General features: G+C 49.3%; 17 protein-coding genes. 1 reads left to right on the top strand and 16 read right to left on the bottom strand.

Features of this window, described 5'->3' with window-relative positions; translation table 11 throughout:
- Nucleotides 1-51: 51 nt before the first annotated feature.
- The 10 genes from G535_RS0107775 to G535_RS0107730 all read right to left on the bottom strand — a co-directional run bounded on the left by G535_RS0107775 (nucleotide 52) and on the right by G535_RS0107730 (nucleotide 11,440).
- Entirely contained in the window at nucleotides 52-1,878 is a 1,827-nt protein-coding gene (locus tag G535_RS0107775; protein WP_026861548.1) for a DUF1302 domain-containing protein, read from the bottom strand.
- 181 nt (nucleotides 1,879-2,059) lie between these two features.
- Nucleotides 2,060-3,019, bottom strand: coding sequence for a hypothetical protein (locus G535_RS0107770; RefSeq protein WP_126775154.1), 960 nt, complete (start codon nucleotides 3,017-3,019; stop codon nucleotides 2,060-2,062).
- Nucleotides 3,020-3,137: 118 nt separating this feature from the next.
- Nucleotides 3,138-4,052: a hypothetical protein gene (locus G535_RS0107765; RefSeq protein ID WP_026861546.1), complete on the bottom strand. Its 915-nt coding sequence runs from the start codon at nucleotides 4,050-4,052 to the stop codon at nucleotides 3,138-3,140.
- A 39-nt stretch (nucleotides 4,053-4,091) separates the two neighbouring features.
- Nucleotides 4,092-4,832, bottom strand: a complete 741-nt coding sequence (locus G535_RS0107760; protein ID WP_026861545.1) for a hypothetical protein — start codon at nucleotides 4,830-4,832, stop codon at nucleotides 4,092-4,094.
- 443 nt (nucleotides 4,833-5,275) lie between these two features.
- Nucleotides 5,276-6,268 (bottom strand): hypothetical protein, encoded by a 993-nt coding sequence (locus tag G535_RS0107755; protein ID WP_026861544.1) that lies wholly within the window; start codon nucleotides 6,266-6,268, stop codon nucleotides 5,276-5,278.
- Nucleotides 6,269-6,407: 139 nt separating this feature from the next.
- Nucleotides 6,408-7,316 carry a hypothetical protein gene (locus G535_RS0107750; protein ID WP_026861543.1) on the bottom strand — a complete coding sequence of 303 codons (909 nt, stop codon included), beginning with the start codon at nucleotides 7,314-7,316 and terminating at the stop codon, nucleotides 6,408-6,410.
- A 220-nt stretch (nucleotides 7,317-7,536) separates the two neighbouring features.
- A complete protein-coding gene (locus G535_RS0107745; RefSeq protein WP_026861542.1) occupies nucleotides 7,537-8,586 on the bottom strand; it encodes a hypothetical protein in 1,050 nt (349 codons plus the stop codon).
- A 149-nt stretch (nucleotides 8,587-8,735) separates the two neighbouring features.
- Nucleotides 8,736-9,608 (bottom strand): hypothetical protein, encoded by an 873-nt coding sequence (locus tag G535_RS0107740; protein WP_026861541.1) that lies wholly within the window; start codon nucleotides 9,606-9,608, stop codon nucleotides 8,736-8,738.
- A 156-nt stretch (nucleotides 9,609-9,764) separates the two neighbouring features.
- A complete protein-coding gene (locus G535_RS0107735) occupies nucleotides 9,765-10,694 on the bottom strand; it encodes an electron transfer flavoprotein subunit alpha/FixB family protein (RefSeq protein ID WP_026861540.1) in 930 nt (309 codons plus the stop codon).
- A complete protein-coding gene (locus tag G535_RS0107730) occupies nucleotides 10,691-11,440 on the bottom strand; it encodes an electron transfer flavoprotein subunit beta/FixA family protein (protein WP_026861539.1) in 750 nt (249 codons plus the stop codon). The genes G535_RS0107735 and G535_RS0107730 overlap by 4 nt, the downstream gene beginning before the upstream one ends.
- Before the next feature lie 132 nt (nucleotides 11,441-11,572).
- Between G535_RS0107730 and G535_RS13220 the strand changes: the two genes are divergently transcribed.
- Nucleotides 11,573-11,977 carry a SufE family protein gene (locus tag G535_RS13220; protein ID WP_051207053.1) on the top strand — a complete coding sequence of 135 codons (405 nt, stop codon included), beginning with the start codon at nucleotides 11,573-11,575 and terminating at the stop codon, nucleotides 11,975-11,977.
- Here the strand turns inward: G535_RS13220 and G535_RS0107720 are convergent.
- The 6 genes from G535_RS0107720 to ptsP are packed head-to-tail and all read right to left on the bottom strand — an operon-like array spanning nucleotide 11,974 to nucleotide 18,024.
- Nucleotides 11,974-12,474 carry a DUF1543 domain-containing protein gene (locus tag G535_RS0107720; protein ID WP_026861538.1) on the bottom strand — a complete coding sequence of 167 codons (501 nt, stop codon included), beginning with the start codon at nucleotides 12,472-12,474 and terminating at the stop codon, nucleotides 11,974-11,976. The two genes, G535_RS13220 and G535_RS0107720, sit on opposite strands and share 4 nt — an antisense overlap.
- 2 nt (nucleotides 12,475-12,476) lie before the next feature.
- Nucleotides 12,477-13,250, bottom strand: a complete 774-nt coding sequence (gene tcdA, locus G535_RS0107715) for a tRNA cyclic N6-threonylcarbamoyladenosine(37) synthase TcdA (protein WP_026861537.1) — start codon at nucleotides 13,248-13,250, stop codon at nucleotides 12,477-12,479.
- Nucleotides 13,251-13,266: 16 nt separating this feature from the next.
- A complete protein-coding gene (locus tag G535_RS0107710) occupies nucleotides 13,267-14,118 on the bottom strand; it encodes a thymidylate synthase (protein WP_026861536.1) in 852 nt (283 codons plus the stop codon).
- Complete coding sequence (lgt, locus tag G535_RS0107705) at nucleotides 14,115-14,939, bottom strand: prolipoprotein diacylglyceryl transferase (RefSeq protein WP_026861535.1); 825 nt, start codon at nucleotides 14,937-14,939, stop codon at nucleotides 14,115-14,117. Before lgt ends, G535_RS0107710 begins: the two co-directional genes overlap by 4 nt.
- Before the next feature lie 3 nt (nucleotides 14,940-14,942).
- Nucleotides 14,943-15,734 (bottom strand): sulfite exporter TauE/SafE family protein, encoded by a 792-nt coding sequence (locus G535_RS0107700; protein WP_026861534.1) that lies wholly within the window; start codon nucleotides 15,732-15,734, stop codon nucleotides 14,943-14,945.
- Between the two features lie 25 nt (nucleotides 15,735-15,759).
- Nucleotides 15,760-18,024 (bottom strand): phosphoenolpyruvate--protein phosphotransferase, encoded by a 2,265-nt coding sequence (ptsP, locus tag G535_RS0107695; RefSeq protein ID WP_026861533.1) that lies wholly within the window; start codon nucleotides 18,022-18,024, stop codon nucleotides 15,760-15,762.
- Nucleotides 18,025-18,026 lie beyond the last annotated feature (2 nt).

Here is an 18,026-nt window from a genome sequence, read left to right as displayed (position 1 = left end):
AACGGCATAAAAAAACCCGCCGAAGCGGGTTTTTCTAAACTATTGCAGCCATTAGAAACTATAGCTGAAGCTGATTGAGGCAAAGTCTCGGTCACTCGCAGCTTCATAGTCGCCACCCGTATTGATGTTATACCCCACGCCAATTTTGTATGACGATAGGTAGTTCGCATCAAGGCTTAGGCCGATGGTTTTGCGGCCTTCTAAGAAGTTACTGTTCGGCGACGTACCATTGACATCATGACCAAAGGCTAGCGTCGGCGACAAGTTCCAACCTGAGAACACGTTGTTGTACTCAGCGACGAAACGTGTGCGATAACCCCAAGATGAACCTGTGACAAAACCTTCACAGTTGATATCGCCTGCCGGTGATGGGTTCCCCATCATTTGCTGATCGGCAACCGTCAAACATTTACCGTAAACAGGGTTACGGCCGTAGCGCTGCTCATCAAGACCTGCCAATGAATGGGCTTTGTTCAACGCGATTTCACCAATGAAGGTCAAACGACTTGCGCCCATCACATTATCAATAAAACGAATACCGGTTAACTGAAACTGACTTACATCAACCTCGTCATAACCACGCTGTAATTCACCTAAGTTGGTGATAGTACCGTTCTCATCACGCTCAATGCGGTTCGAGAAAGTGCTCGGAACACCAGCGCGTAAACCAGCGGTCAAGATTTCAGTGGTGTTGATTTGCACCGGTAAGTCAGGACGGAAGCTGTACTCACCACCGACTGACCACAAACCGAAGTTGGTACTAAAGCTAGCACCCATGATTTCTTGGTCTTCAGCATACTGCAACACGTAGTTCGGACCAGCAATTGGAATACCATCAGGGTGACTGAAACTTGGGGTTGGATGCTCGACCCAGTTGTACGCGGAGATGATTGGCGTTTGGCTATGGATATTCATGTAGTAGAAGCCAAACTCCACATCTAAGTCAGAGCTGTAGTGACGTAACGCAGCACCATACTGACCGCCGTCTTCTGGCTCGATATTCGGAGCACGGTCAAGGTAGGTTCCGTATAAAATCGAGTCACGGTCACTTAGACTGCTCGACGGATCGCCTGCCACAAGTGTTGGGTTTAAGGTAACTTTATTACAGCCAGGTCCACCTAGAATATCAACGGTTGAGAAGAAAGTACCACAACCATCCAACTTGGTATTATCCCACTCATACTGATAGAACAAATCAAGGCTGGTCTCGTCGGTTAAACCTAAGTTCAAGTTCACCATACCCACAGGTAAAAGTGCTTCTTTAATCTCAACCCCTGGACGGCGCACAGCGTTCACGTCAATCGGGTTGATCGCATTAATACCGTTGAAGAAGAACGTACTTTCACCCCAGCTCAATACCTGACGACCCACACGCAGGTTCGCCGGCATATCGCCTAAATCAAAATAGGCATAAACGAAGGCATCTAACAATTCAAAACCTGAGCCCGTTGAATAGTCATCAAGACCATCGTTATCGAGGGTAACATCAGGGTAGTAGTTAGTTGCTGGGTGACCATGCGCAACTTCTTGATTTTTGATGACATCGTCGTACCAATATTTGAAACGTACGAAAGCACCGTAGTCGCCACCATCAATACTGAGATCATGAACGCCTTTAATCACCGATGAAACCATGTCGCCTTTGTCATAGTTCAGGTTACCGTCATCGGCAACACCTGACTGACCCATACCGCCTTCCATATTACCAGGATGGATCAAGCGCATATCGCGGTCTTCCATCCGCCAAGCTGCACCATATGAGATGATTGAATCGAATTTTACGCGGAAATCGCCTACTTCGAACTCAGCGGCCTGAGCCCCTGCACTTCCTGCGAATGCTAGCGCTACCGCAGTAGCGAGAGGTAATTTTTTTAGCATAGTTGTTCTTCTTTTCATGTTAGCCACCTAATCCAATTAGGATGTTATAACGTCAATCATGTCCGATGAGTTACAAATATGCAAGTGCTCGGTAACGAAAAATACACGCAAACTCGGCGAGCACACTGCACCCACCGAGTTACCAACAGATTGACTAGCACAGCTGTTATAGCCGTTTGTTTTAGCGCGGACGGTTTGAATGGAATCCGACTTGGCTTGCTTGGCGCAGCGCATTGGCTTCATGCACAGAAACAAGGCCGAGACGACGGAAGTCACGAATCAGTTTCATCGTACAATTACTTCGGGTTTCACATGCTACAAATTGATCGCGCAGGCTACAACCGCTTGCATCCACTGGGTTAGCGACGCCAGAATCCACACCATTGAACACTACGGTTGTCGAGCTATCTGATGCTGGACATTGATCCATACTATCTTCGACACCATCACCATCGCTATCGGTCACGCCAAAAGAAATACGTGTCGCATACCCTTGAACAACGCCTTGGTAGCCATTGCCCGCAATGTTATTAAAGGTTTCGTCATAATACAAAAACGCGTAACTATAGCTTCCTTCGGCTAACACCGGATATTCCTCGGTGGTTGCGAACAACTGCGCAATACCTGCGCTACCGCCCATACCGACACCTCGCGAAACAACATCCGCACCAAGTGAGAGTTCGCGATCAACAAACTGCTCTGTGCCACCAGCGATCAGAGCCCAAAAGGCCGTGCCACTGGGGTAGCCAGTATTTTGCGCTTGTTGTCCATAGGCAAAAGCAGCGTAACGCTCAACAAAGTTAGCCGTTGCAAGCACAGTATCGTCGGTGGTTTCCGAGTACAACACCTCACCTGCTGCGGTGCGAATTTCCATCTGCAGCGCTCGGGTTGATTCGGTATACTCTTCGCTTAAGTTGAACAACATGATGGGCTGCGCCTGACTACTATCTTCGGTAACCACCGCCGAAAATAACAATGGCTCAGCTAAGGGGCCTTGATAATCATTCAGCATCGGTAAACTGGCAAACACCAACTCACCCTCAATAAAAACCTGCGACTCTTCCGCTTGCGCGAGCCCACCTGAGGTCGCGAGCAAACATCCTGCAGCAATAAGTGATTTCATTCCTTTAGTAGCGCACATGTCCGTTCTCCCTTATGTCCAATAATGTTGGCTTCTTTACATTGCTAAGATAGGAGAAAGTCCAACAATACACAACAAAAAAGGAGGTAAACCTCCTTTTTACAGTATCCACTTGAGATTAAGTGAAGTTATTCTGGCTACGGTGATACTGCGTTACCATTGTTCGCAACAGTCGTACTTCGGTGTAATCAATCATGCCCTCACGATAGGCATCATACGCCACGCGTTGTTCGCAATAGCTTGGCCCGCTGTAACTAAGCCAAGGAGCGCCAGCATCATATTCATCCGCTTGGCAGGCCATGTAACGGTCCATCAATGAGCAACCATCGCTCCCCATCACATTATCAACACCGGAGTTAAACGCCCCTAAAGCAACTTCACCACCTTGCTGCGAATCAAGACAAGCATCGATACCATCATCGACACCATCGCCGTCAGCATCACCGAGCAACGCTGAGATTCGATTTACAAAACCCTGCATCGAGACTTCCGACAAAACCTGTTGCTGGCTGTCCACAACTGAACTGAAATAACGCGCATTAGCGCGATACTCCCCGGCGAACAGCTGTGGATAAGCCCGCGTCAAATTGACCAAAGGGGCCATCGCTTGTGTCATGGTATAACCGAAGGTTACCGTACGGTCATTCACCTGATATTCAACTTGAAAGGTGACTTCATCGGTACCGTTCGCTTTACTGAACACTGAGCGGTTGTAGTTAGCACCAGGAAAATCACGAGGGTAAGCGCTGATAAACGAAAGCGCCTCACCTGAGAAAGTACCTTCGAAGCGCGCTAATACAGCCTCATAGGCTTGGGTATCAAAGGTATCGATATAAGGCTCGTCATCGTCCCAAAACTCAAGCTCGGCTTCGATTTGAAAGTGTTCCACCCGTTGGTTCTGTTCAGCATCATAGAAGCTCGCTTCGAACTGGAGCACATCACCCTCGATAATATATTCGTGCACCTCTGAACAACCACTTCCGATAACTACGCCAAGCAACGCAGTGGCTGCTAATTTAAACCGTGTTTTCATAACGTCTCCTTGCAAGACTGTGATGCGGCTCTCTCGCCACTAACGTAAAGCCGTGCGCAGTTCTCGCACATCGGCGTAATCAATCAAACCTGCGCGATACAGCTGGTAGGCCACCTGCTGTTCACAGTAGCTGGCACCGCTATAGGCCAAGAAACCGCCCTCGCCTTGCTCGGTCTCACAGGCAGCGTAATGATCCATCACCGAACAACCGTTGCCATCCACCACGTTCTCAACCGTCAACAGTTGGCCATTCAAGGTAACGAAATCAGCTGCAAGTGACGCAAGACATTGGTCATCAGCATCGAGAACTCCATCACCGTCAACATCCAATACGACGTAACGTAATTGCGTTGCGTAACCAAAAACACCGGTATCAAACTCACTCAAATCGCCGCCAAAATCATTCGCTAGGTAATAACGAAATGGGTACACCAGAGCGCCTTCAATGAAGGTAGGAAAGAGGCTATCTTCGACAAAAACCAAAGCATCTTCGTCGTAGCCAACACTAGGTTGATAATAGTCATCCTCGGCGATCATTCTCGTCAAAAAGCTTAAGCCTAACTCAACGAGACGAGCTTTCTCGGGCAATGAGCCACTGGTGCCAGACCAACTTGCATGTTGATGGGACCAGAAGGGATCATGAGGAAGCTTTGAAAACTGTGAATAGGTGTAATCAGTTCCCGGGATTGCTTCTGCCTCACTGGTGTTACGAGGAAACTCAAAATCTATCGCATCCGTAAAAACGATTTCATCTTCACCATCCAGTACTTCAATACTCATTCGAGTGACCGAGTAGCCGTAAGATAGATCGATAAAAGGAATCAAATTAGCACGCTGAGAGGCTTCGGTTCTTTCAAAAACGTAAGCCTTGAACCTAAGCATCTCTGCAGGAGCAACAGCTCCGTAAGGGCTGGGTAAATCTTCGACCACACCAGTGATTTCTAGGACTCGCTCTTCGGCATGAACTGAAAAGCAAGATGCCAAAGCAAATACAGCTATACCGAGTCGCATCGTTAGATATTTCATTGTGCACCAACTTAAATTTATTTTGTTAAAAAGTGACAGATAAAATATAGAATGCCGGCGTAATTTCGAACAATATACCGATGCTCATAGGGGCTCAAACTCTGAACCAAACGCTTATTCAGAACAACACGTCCACAAAAAAGGTAACTCCCTCGCGGAAGCTACCTTTTAAAAATAATGGAATATCGCAAGAGCTTTTAACGCAGTGCATTACGCAGCGCGCGCACGTCGCTATAATCAATCAAACCTTCGCGATACAGCTGATAGGCCACCTGCTGTTCACAGTAGCTTGCACCGCTATAGGCCAAGAAACCGCCCTCGCCTTGCGTAGCCTCACAGGCTGCATAATGATCCATCACCGAACAACCATTGCCATCCACCACGTTCTCAACCGCCAATAATTGACCCTTTAAGGTTACCTGCTCGTCAAGTAGCGATACGGCACAGGCGTCCTCACTGTCGACCACGCCATCGCCGTCTGCATCGACGTCAAGGTAACGCAGGTTGGTAGCAATACCATAAACGCCTATAGAGAATTCAGGCTCTTCGTTTTCACTAAGTTCATCCGAAACAGCATAAGTAAACGGATAAACAAGTGAGCCTTCTTTTAAGGTTGGAAATGGTATAAGTGAAGCAAACAGAGGATAATCCTGTTGATAATCAATCTCCGGCATGTAAGGGTCACCACCATCGTTAATGAGCGACAGCAAAGGCGACAGACCTAAAGCGACGACTCTTAGTGAGATACTCGTCTGACTATCGTTAACTTTTGCGCCATACCAGGTCGCATTTGGCTGAATCCAATCGCTGGTCACAGCATCCGGCATAAAGAGTGAAATAGCACCTTCGTTTGGTCCATACTCCTCATCATCAATCGACGTAAGAGGAAAAACAAAAGTATCGGAAAAAACTAGCTGTTCAGTATTGTCTACAACTTCAATACTGACCTGCTTCACCGCGTCGTAATAGCCGTAGTCACCAAATGGTGTGTCTTCGTCAATAACAGGCACTGCAGTGTCTTCGGTAATGAGCGCGGTAAAGGTTAACTCACCTTGTTCGGGAACTTCGTAAGGCACCATCAATATATCAACCACACCGGTGACTTCTAGCACGCGTTCTTCAGCATGGCTGGAACTTATCGGGGCAAGCATAGACAGGGCTGCGCCAGCAACTAAAAAGGAATGTTTCATTGGGGGCTCCGTGGTTTAAAAATTATTAGCATTTACTTCACATAAACTATAAAACCACTTTCCCTTTGCACCAATACGACATTCAGCATAGAAAAGCCCGCTTCCTGCGGGCTTTTCTGTCAGTGATTACAGACGGCGCTTAGCCACCACTACGGTGATACTGGTACAGCGTTGTCCGTAAGGTCCGCAACTGAGTGTAATCAATCAAGCCATCGCGATAAGCCTGGTACCCCACCTGCTGCTCACAATAGCTGGTTCCGCTATAGGTAGGCTGGAAAAAGCCTGTAGGCTCGCTCTGTTCGGCTTCACAGGCAGCATAATAATCCATCAGACTACAGCCATCCGCATCAACACCATTCGGCACGCCCGAATCGAACTCACCGAAGCTGACCGTATCATCCAGGTTTGAATTTGGACATTGATCAAGGGCGTCCTCGACACCATCAAAGTCACTATCAGAAAAGGTTCCAACCACAGAGGTGGTATAACCTTCGCCGGTGACTTGCCAACTGAGGTTTTCACCATCATAGGCAACAAGGTCATAAAACACGTTCGCTTGATAGTCACCGCTTAACACCAACGGAAAGCCCTCACCAAGCCACAAAAACGGTTGTGCTTGTTGCGTAATCGTAACGTATTCGACATAGCGATAACCAGATTGCATAAAATCAAGCTCAATAGTAAGACTATCCATATCGCCGGCTTTGTTGTAGGTCACAGCATTTATCGAGCCCTCGTCAAAGTTAGGGGTTGGGAACGTCCAAATCCATCCCCCGCCACCGCCGGACGTTGTCTCAAATCGAGCCACAACGTTGGTGTAACTTTTAGTTGTCGGATCTTGGTAAACCAATAACGCTGTCGTTTCTACATCAACCTCAAGCACAAAGGTATCAATGCCAGCGTTGGTGGCTTCAGAAAAAAACGTCGAGTAAAAATCGGTTAACGTCCCGTTGAACACGTAACTTTGCACTTCGGCGTGCGTCGTCGGAATCAAAAAGAAAGACGCCATTGCAGTGGCGTATAATGAACGGTGTGCATGTTTTTTCATCACAACTCTCCAAAGGGAGTTAAGGTCGAAACTGCTGACCGCAACTGACCAAAGTTAATTGTCTCCAATAGCTATCTGCCGTCGCAGATGAACTAAAAAATAGGAGGTGATGAAGAGCTCAACAATGGGAATAAGGTAGAGAATCTGTTGTTTTTTTGAGCACAGAAAAAAGCCCGCAACATGCGGGCTTAACGTCTACTTTTTATGCACTTTTATCACATTAGTTCAACGCATTTCGCAAGGCGCGCACATCTGCGTAATCAATGAGTCCGTCGCGATAGAGTTGATAGGCCACTTGCTGCTCACAATAGCTTGCACCGCTATACCCCAAGAATCCCGAGCCTTGCTGTTCCGCTTCACAAGCGGCGTAGTGATCCATCACGGAGCAACCGTTCGCATCGACCACGTTGGTCACGCCAGAATCAACGCCATCAAAGCTTACCGTTTCATCTAATAATGAGGCATCGCACTGATCCACTTCGTCGGCAATACCATCATCATCGGCGTCATTGATCAGCGCTTGAATCCGCGTTGTATAACCCGTGAAGATAAAGTCGACATACAAACTTTCATCGGGCTCAGCATAGGGGTCGCCAATATCGGTAAGATCATGTTGCGCATTGATAAATTCTACGACTTGTACATTTTCACCAAGCACAAACTCAGGGTATCCCTCAGCGTTGAGTTGATAAACTGAACGCTCTGGACCGTTCGCAACCAAATTCTCTTCTACGTCACTCGTCGGCCCGTAAGACCAAGGTTCGAAGACGCCAACATAAAGCTCAAACAGCTTATAAATCGACGAAAAGTCTTTAGTTTGCACGCACAATCGCAGCGCATCATTGTACGCAGAGTTTTGCGCATCAACCCAGATCGGCACATCTTCAACGGTGGTTATTGGTGCCCCCCAAATACATTCATTTGACTGCGGATACACCGTCGTTTGGCTATCCGAGTAAAACACCTCACCATTGGCATCAAGTAGCTCGATTTCGAGCGTTAAATCGACATCACCAAAGCTTGTGGTTGGGCCACTTGAGCCCAAAAGAGTATATTCATCAATCTCTTGCCGTACGCGAATAATAAAGTCTAAGGGTAGTGTATAGTCTGTCTCATCGAGCGGTGTCGCCATCCCATAGTAGTCCGTCATCACCCCCTCAATTTCAACATTCAATGCGGTCTCGCTCATCTCTTGTGCGAATAACACTGGAGAGCTGCTAAGTGCGCCCGCAATCATTGCGCTCACGATGAATTGTTTTGAATAAGACATACCCCACCCTCAAATCTGAATACAAAAAGAGGAGGCGAGCGGGAAGCTCCGCAACGCCTCACTATAACAGTGACTAGGGTAGTTTTTGATGACAATTACTCAATATGTCATTTGCACTATAAAAACAAAGATTAAACAAAATGCACAGGTTAGTCGCGTGAAGCTGCCAGTAAAGTAGTCCGTAATTGCCGCACTTCAGCATAGTTAATCAACTGCATGCCATACATCTGATACGCCACTTGAGACTCACAGTAACTTGGGCCCTGATAACTTAAAAAGCTTGTGGTTTGCTCAGTCTCACACGCAGCGTAATGATCCATAATCGTACAGCCATTCGCATCCGTCTGATTGGTGACGCCAGAATCATGGTCGTCAGCAAATACCACGGTTTCACTGAGGTCAGACGAGGCACAGTTATCATCCCAATCGGCAACGCCATCTTGATCGCTATCAAGGCTTTCTACAGTTATGTTGCGTGCAATACCCGCAGCCCAAACCATCTGTGAGCCCCGCTCAGAGGCAACCTCAAATGTCGCCGTGAAATCGGCATCGGTAGCACCTGCCAGAGGTACCGGGAAACCTATACCAGCAGCAAACAACTGCATCATCATTTGCTCAATACCCACCCCGCAAAATTGCGTGCGACCGTTCATGTCGCCGCCCTGCATTCTGTAGACTGCAGCGAACGTTTGTGCACCATCAGCGAATGCCTTCGACATGGTCTGCGGTGCACCGACAATCACCTCACAACTTGTCGGCACCGCACCTGTATCAAGTGCGATACCTTGGTCCTCAAACAGCGTCACCTCAAGGCTTAATACGCTTGCCGGAAATTCCAATTGTGTCGGGTCAAAATTACTGGCCGGGGCGAAACGATCCACTTCGAAGGTTGCAATAAAGTGGGCGTTTTCAGTCAATGCCGCTGCCCCCAAGAAACTATGCTCAGCATAGGTAAGTTCGCCCTCAACAGTGATTGTATCGGTCAAACTTTGCGCAGAACAGACCGCGCTGGAGGTTGCCAAAACTATCCCTAACACAAGGACGAATAATAGATTTCTCATGATTGTTCTCCTGTTATCGGAGCACTAACCATAGTCAAATTTACAAATTTTGCACCCATTAGAAACAAAAAAGCCCGCACATTCTGCGCGGGCTTTCGCAAAGGTAACGTCGTTAACTTAGAGTTGTTGTTCCAACTCTGGCAAAACGTCAAACAAATCAGCGACCAAGCCATAGTCAGCGACTTGGAAAATCGGTGCTTCTTCGTCTTTGTTGATGGCAACAATGACTTTCGAGTCTTTCATGCCGGCCAAGTGCTGAATCGCACCACTAATACCAACGGCAATGTAGAGCTCGGGCGCAACAATTTTGCCTGTTTGACCGACTTGCATATCGTTCGGTACAAAGCCAGCATCGACCGCAGCGCGCGAAGCGCCAACCGCAGCACCCAGCTTATCGGCAACTTTTTCCAATAACTGGAAGTTTTCACCGTTCTGCATACCACGACCGCCGGAAATAACCACGCGTGCCGCAGTTAAATCTGGACGTTCAGATTGTGCCAGCTCTTCACCAACAAAGGCTGCAACATCATTGCTAATCACTTGTTCTACGGCTTCAATGCTAGCATTTCCGCCGTCGGCAGCAACGGCATCAAAGGCGGTTGCACGTACGGTGATCACTTTAATTGCGTCTTCCGATTGCACGGTGGCGATCGCGTTACCGGCATAAATTGGACGCTTAAAGGTGTCAGCACTCTCAACGGCAATAATATCCGAGATTTGCGCGACATCCAGCAAAGCCGCAGTGCGCGGCATAAAGTTTTTGCCCGTGGTGGTCGCCGCCGCCAAAATATGGCTGTACGCTTTGCCTAATTCGGCCACCAAACTACCTAAGTTTTCCGCAAGAAAATGACCGTAGGCAGCATTATCCGCGACGCGAACTTTACTTACGCCAGCAGCTTTTGCTGCGGCTTCAGCAACTGCCTGACATCCTTCGCCAGCCACCAGCACATCGATATCGCCACCGATCGCTTGCGCCGCAGCTAGGGTTTTAAGCGTTGCTGGGCTTAGTTCTTTATTATCGTGTTCGGCAATGACTAAAATACTCATAGGACTTTTGCCTCATTCTTCAATTTCTCGACCAGCTCCGCGACGTCTGCAACTTTCACACCAGCGCTACGCTCAGCAGGGGCTTCGACTTTCAACAATTTCACCGTGCGTGTGACTGCCACACCAAGTTCATCAGGGGTGGTCACATCAAGAGGTTTACGCTTGGCTTTCATGATATTCGGCAATGACGCGTAACGCGGTTCATTCAATCGCAAATCGGTAGTCACAATCGCCGGTAAGTTAAGTTTCACAGTTTGCAAGCCGCCGTCGACTTCACGTGTCACATTAACACTACCGTCAGCCATATCGACTTTCGATGCAAAGGTACCTTGTGGCATGCCTGTCAAAGCGCCAAGCATTTGACCGGTCTGGTTGTTATCCGAGTCAATCGCTTGTTTACCCAAAATAACCAGTTGTGGTTGCTCTTTTTCCACCACACCTTTGAGTAACTTGGCGACCGCAAGCGAGTCAGGTAACTCTTCAGTTTCAACTTGAATCGCACGATCCGCGCCTAAGGCTAACGCGGTGCGTAATTGTTCTTGGACAGCTTTAGGGCCGATAGAAACGACCACAACTTCGTCTGCGATACCCTGTTCTTTCAGACGTACCGCTTCTTCTACTGCAATTTCACAGAACGGATTCAGCGCCATTTTTACGTTCGCCAGATCAACGTCAGATTGGTCAGCTTTGACACGCACCTTCACGTTGTAATCAATGACGCGTTTCACCGCCACTAATATCTTCATGTTATCGTTCCCGTTACGTTAGTGATGTTTTAGGTTTAATTTTTCGCTCTCAAGATTAACATTGATCGGGGCAGAAATGGTACTATTCAACCCTCTTTTCAGCGCATTGAGCACTTTTTCACTGGAGTTGTTGTGTACGGGAAATTGAACGAAAGCGATCTTCAAAAGCTACAGCAGCAAGCGCGAGCGTACCCGCAGCGACTTAAGTTTATTATCGAACAGGCCAAGTACTTACCTGAATTCAGCCAAGCCTTGCGACACGCTGACGACGAAGTGAAAGGCTGTGAAGCACAAGTGTGGTTAAAGGTAAGTGGTAGCAGCAAAGGCTATCAACTGATGCTTGATAGTCCGTCACGGGTCATTAAGGGCTTATTGGCGCTGCTCTACCACGCATTGAACGGTGCCACGGCAGAGCAAGTGAAACACTTTGATCTTGATGCCTATTTTGCGGCGCTACAACTCAATGAGTTGGTCAGTGTCTCGCGCCGCAATGGTTTGCGCAACGTAGTGGCGCGGATTCAACAGCAGGCAAGCTAAGCAATCACTTCATAACCGGACCAATCCGGCACCAACGGCTGTTCAATGCCGTCTTTTTCAAGGTGAACATGCCAGCCATCAAGGAGCTCCACGTTCAGGCAATTATCGACATCATAAAGGTCGTCTTTGTGCGGCTCGATACTGTCCGTCAGCAAACGTTGATAGCCCACGCGCTTGGCCTCATCAGCGCTCTTGGCCACCACTAAGGTGAAATCATGGAATTCGGCCAAACGGTTCGGATAATAACCACCGAAATTGACAAACCATAACCGCTGGGGCTGCGAGCTTGGCTCACGTTTAAGTTCAATACGATAACCATCCACATGATGCACCTGCACATAGCTGTCCAAGTGCAACCCTTTTAAGGTGCCGTACCAATCACGGCGCAGTGCTGGGTAACACGCCTCGACATTTTCCCCGGCAACAAAACGAATATCATGTACTTCAATATTCGCTTTCGGCGCTGAACCGCCGATATAGAACATAAAAAGCTTCATTCTCAGTCCTTGCTTCGTTCTAACTTTTCTAGCAACAGTGCCACAGCATGCATAGCAAAGGTGCAGGTGACCGGCATCGCCGCGCCGAATCCTGTACTGCAGTCCATGCGCATACTGCCGCTGCCCGGCTTGGCATGACTCCAACTGCCATCGCCTTGCGGGTAACGTAACTGTTCTGTCGAGTACACGGCTTTCACGCCAAAACTACGACTCGGGTTCCGCGAAAAATTGTAGTCACGACGGAGCATCGAGCGTACTTTTGCGAGCAAGGGATCTTGTGTTGCTTTGGCAAGATCGGTCGAGGTCACCTGCCCAGGGTCGACTTGCCCACCGGCACCACCGCAAACCACCAGCGGCAACTTACGTCGCTTGCACCACGCGATCAATGCTGCTTTCACGTTCACACTATCAATGGCATCAAGCACACCTGTCACCGGCTCACCGAGATACTCGGCCAGATTCTCCGCAGCCAGAAAGTCATCAATGACGCGCACCTCACAAGCTGGGTTAATGGCTTTCACACGCTCAGCCAACACTGCCGTTTTAAGTTGCCCCACCGTGGTCGTCAGCGCAGGCAGCTGACGATTGATATTGGTCACACAAACATCATCAAGATCGATCAAGGTAAGGCCACCAACGCCAGAACGCGCTAAGGCCTCCACCGCCCACGAGCCGACACCGCCAAGCCCGATCACGGCAACGTGCTGTTGTGCAAACCGATTGAGTGCGGCATCACCATACACCCGACCAATCCCAGAAAACTTCTCATCTGCCATAGTTACTTATCACTACCTACACACTAAATGGATAACTGATTGCGTCATGATGCTGATAATCATGCACTTTGAAATCATCCATGGTGACCCACGTCTCGAGATCTTCGAGCGACGTGATGTCAGGATTGATTTCTAACCGTGGCGCTGGAAAGGGGTCACGTTTGAGTTGTACGTCGCGCATCAACTCAAGTTGGTCTTCATAAATATGCGCATTGACGATTTTATGGAAGGCTTTGCCTGGTTTATGGCCAGTAATTTGCGCCATCAAGGCAAGGAAAGTGAACACTTGCACTTGGTTAAAGTTAAGCCCTAAAGGTACATCGCATGACCGTTGGTAGCTAGTCAGGTATAGCGTGTCGCCTAACAACGAGAAATTATGAGTGTGCATACAGGGGCGCAAACAGCCCATATGAAACTCACCAGGATTATAAAAGCTGATGATTTCACCACGGTCATCGCGCCCAGCTTTAAGGTTATCGACGACTTTACGCAGCTGGTCGACCGTACCACCATCTGGCTTTGCCCAGGCGCGCCCTTGCACACCATACACGCGCCCCATGTCATCTTCGCCACGACGGTGCGGGTTGTTTAACCACGCCTCATTCAAGTTGGCATTGGCGTCCCATGTTTTGGCGCCAATTTTGCGAAAATCTGCGGCGTTGTCATAGCCTCGAATGTAACCGATAAATTCGGCGATGGCCGCTTTATAAAAGCTCTTACGTGTGGTGATCAATGGAAACTGATTGTTTGCAACGTCGTACTCAAGATCAGCATTAATGACTGTCAGGCAACGTTTACCAGTGCGTTCATTCTCCACCCACACGCCTTCATCAATGATGCGTTGGCACAAATCTAAGTATTGTTTCATGCGGCACCTTTTGCTGCTGTGTTGCCCTTGCTGCGATACGCCCAAACCATCATTGCCGCGCCGATCAAGATCATTGGTAGCGACAACCACTGCCCCATGGACCAGCCAAGCGACAACAAGCCCAGATGCGCATCAGGTTGGCGGAAAAACTCAACCACGAAACGCGCACAGCCATAACCGATCAAGAATAGGCCACTTACGGCTCCCATCGGCCGTGGCTTGCGCGCAAAGAAAGCTAATAGCGCAAACAATACTGCACCCTCTAAAAAGGCTTGGTACAACTGCGAAGGGTGGCGCGGGTCAGGGCCCGCATCAGGGAACACCATGGCCCAAGGTACGTCGCTGACGCGGCCCCAAAGCTCGCCGTTGATAAAGTTGCCGATACGGCCAAAACCCAGCCCAACAGGTACTAAAGGCGCGACAAAATCGCCGACCCGTAATAGTGGCATTTGGGTTTTCTTGGCAAAAATGGCAAGTACCGTAATGACCCCCAACAGGCCACCATGAAACGACATACCGCCGTTTAACACATCAAACAAAAACAGTGGATTAGCGATAAAGTCTGCAAACTTGTAGAACAACACGTAGCCGATGCGACCGCCAAGAATGACGCCCATAAAAGACCAAAATACCAGATCACTAAAACGTTTTTCCGTCCAGCCAGCTTGGCTATGGCGGGGTTGCTTTACCTGACGACTGCCCCACCAAAACGCGAACGCTAAGCCAAGTAAATACATCAAGCCATACCAACGCACAGCGAGAGGACCCACAGAAACGATCACTGGGTCGATGTTGGGATGCATCAAATACTCAGGTTGCATGGTTTATCCTATAAATAATTCGATCGAAATCACGACTAAAAAGCCAGCAAAAAATTGCTGCAAACGTTTTACTGGAATGCGTTGTGTTAACGCGGCACCTAACGGCGCACATAGCATTGAGGCAATCGATATCGCCAACCACGCCGGTCCATGAACATAGCCAAACAAGCCGCCTTCACTGGGCATCCGTTGACCAAGCACGACAAAGGCTATCACAGCACTCACACCGATGCTCAAACTCCCGACCGATGACACCGCGATAGCTTGCCGGATCGGCACACGCAGACGTTGTAACAGCGGCACCGTTAACGAGCCGCCACCAATGCCAACCAACGCTGACAAACTGCCAACCATTGCACTAATGACACCCAACAACCGCTTCGAAACATCGGTCAAAGGCTCACCGGTGCGTTGTGGAATTAACATGCGCACCGACAAAATCAATAAAACAATGGAAAAAATGCGCTGCAACCATTCAGGTTTCAATTGCGTGGCCAACCAAGCGCCAAGCAACGCACCTAACATGAGCCCCGGGATTAAGCGTCGCACCCAAAACCAGCTGATTTGACCATGCCGATAATGCGAACGTGCCGAGCTTAAGGTGGTCATGACAATCGTCGCTAAACTCGTCGCGATGGCCATTTGCACCACAAGTTCCGCCGGTACACCTAGCAAAGGCAAAAGATAAATCAGTAGCGGGACAATCACCAGGCCACCACCAATACCCAACATTCCGGCAAGTAGCCCGGCGATGACACCACCAGCAATACACCACAACCAACCTGTGATGAGCACATCGACTCCTTAACACTTCATGGGTTTAACTTCCGGCGCGGACGAAGCCGCCGAGTCCTGCTTGTTCAAGGGTAAGCGTCACGATTTTTCGTACTTCTTGGGCGGTGCGCGCTGCTAATGCCCGCTCCAGCATCGCCTCTAAATCACTGGTACGACTGTGGCGAATAATCCACCGAATACGATCCACGGTATAGCTATTCATACTTAACGTACGATAGCCCATGGCAATTAACAAAATCGCGCCACCTGGCTCGCCAGCCAACTCGCCACAGACCGATACTGGCTTGCCAAGGGTTTTCGCGCGCTCAATGATCTGTTTCAAAGCGTACAACACGGCCGGATGAAACGCATCGAACAAACCCGCTACACGCTGATTATTACGATCAACGGCCAGCAAATATTGCGTCAGGTCATTGGTACCGACCGAGAAAAAATCAATTTTATCAGCAATCGCGTGCATCTGGTAAATCATCGCTGGTACTTCCAGCATGACGCCTACTTGCGGCACCGGTAATGTAATCTCCGCATGCTCCTCAGCAACCTCGTAGTAAGCTTGCTTGATCATCCGGGTTGCCTCATCCACCTCGTCGGCGTTGGTGATCATCGGCAACAAAATATGGAGATTGTCACGCCCGATAGAGGCTCTTAACATGGCGCGAATCTGCACCAAAAAAATGTCCGGGTGATCAAGGGTCATGCGAATACCGCGCCAACCTAAGAAGGGGTTTTCTTCTTGCATCGGCAAATACGGGAGCGGTTTGTCGCCGCCGACATCTAGGGTTCGCATTACCACAGTGCCCGCTTTAAATTGTTCCAGCACTTGGGCATAAATTTCGACTTGCTCATCTTCCGTTGGCAAGCGTTCATGCATCATAAAAGGAATTTCGGTGCGGTACAGGCCAACCCCAGTAATATCGAGCTCATCGAGCCAATCACGCTCAAGGTTCAGCCCCACATTCAACTGTAAATTGATTGGCGTGCCATCAAGGGTTTCCACCGGGCGTCCGCGGGCTTGTTCGACTTTTTGCCGCAATTCCAGCTCTTCTTCGGCAAGCTCACGATATTCGTTTTCAATTTGCAGCGGCGGACTGATAAAAACATCACCGTTGTAACCATCAACGATTAAGGTTTCCCCGTCCACCTCACTAAGCTCGACGTCATCCGCGCCGAGGACGGCTGGAATTCCCATGCTGCGCGCCATAATCGCAGCGTGTGAATTGCCCGAGCCACGCATGGAGACCATGCCGACAATTTCGGTTTGCGGCAACTCCGCGAGCATCGTCGCAGTCACTTCATCCGCCACCAATACACATTGCTCCGGCGGTTGATGGTGCACACGGCTGCGTTCTTTGAGGTGCGACAAAATACGCTGCCCAAGATCGCGAACATCACTAGCACGCTCGCGGATATAGTCATCATCAAGGTTCTCAAACTGATTGACCAAACTCTCAACGACAATTTTCAACGCCGTTTGCGCGCGCCAGCCATCACTAATGGTTTGTTCCACCTCTTGCCCTAAACTCGCAGAATCAAGCAGGGCGTGGTACACCTCGAAAATGGCGAGCGTTTCATCAGCAATTTGACCGCGCATGCGTTCGCTGAGCTCGAGCAGCTCTTGTCGCGTGCGCGCCACAGCCGAGCGAAAGCGTCGAATTTCATGCTCTGGCTTATTGGTTTTTCGCGGCGTGACCTCACTTAATTTCGCCCGAGGCTGCACCACATAAGCGGTACCAATGGCAACACCTGGCGCGGCAGCTAAGCCTTTCACCGCTTGCAACCAAGGCGATTGTTTCACCGTACGCAAATAGCCTTTCGCTTCAGCATGGGCAATCACGACCGCAAGCTGTGCCGCGAGGGTCACGACAAAGGCTTCCTCATCACGGGTAAAGGCGCGGTCTTGCTGTTGCTGTACCGCCAGCACCCCAAGCACCCGGCGGCGATGGATTACTGGAGCAGCCAACATCGCGTGGTAGCGCGCTTCATCAACGGCATCAAGCTTTAAAAATTTCGGGTGTTGGGTCGCATTAGCGATATTGAGTGGCTCTTCGCGTTGCGCGGCAAGCGAAATAACGCCCTCACCAAAAGGTACATGGATAGGGTGTTCTGAGGTGATATTGAGGCCGTCGGTCGCAGCAAGCGCGAATTGCTGCTGCTCGTGATCGGCTAAATAAACGGTGCATGAGTCGGTCTGCAACGCTTGTTTTACTTGTTGTACCATGGTTTGCAGCGCCAGCTCAAAATCTGGCGCCTGGTTCACAGCTTCAACAATGCGTTGCAAATCTCGCAGCATAC

The sequence above is a fragment of the Pseudidiomarina sediminum DSM 21906 genome, from assembly GCF_000423165.1.
GTDB classification, from domain to species: Bacteria; Pseudomonadota; Gammaproteobacteria; order Enterobacterales; family Alteromonadaceae; genus Pseudidiomarina; species Pseudidiomarina sediminum.
This window is presented reverse-complemented; position numbering and strand designations above follow the sequence as displayed.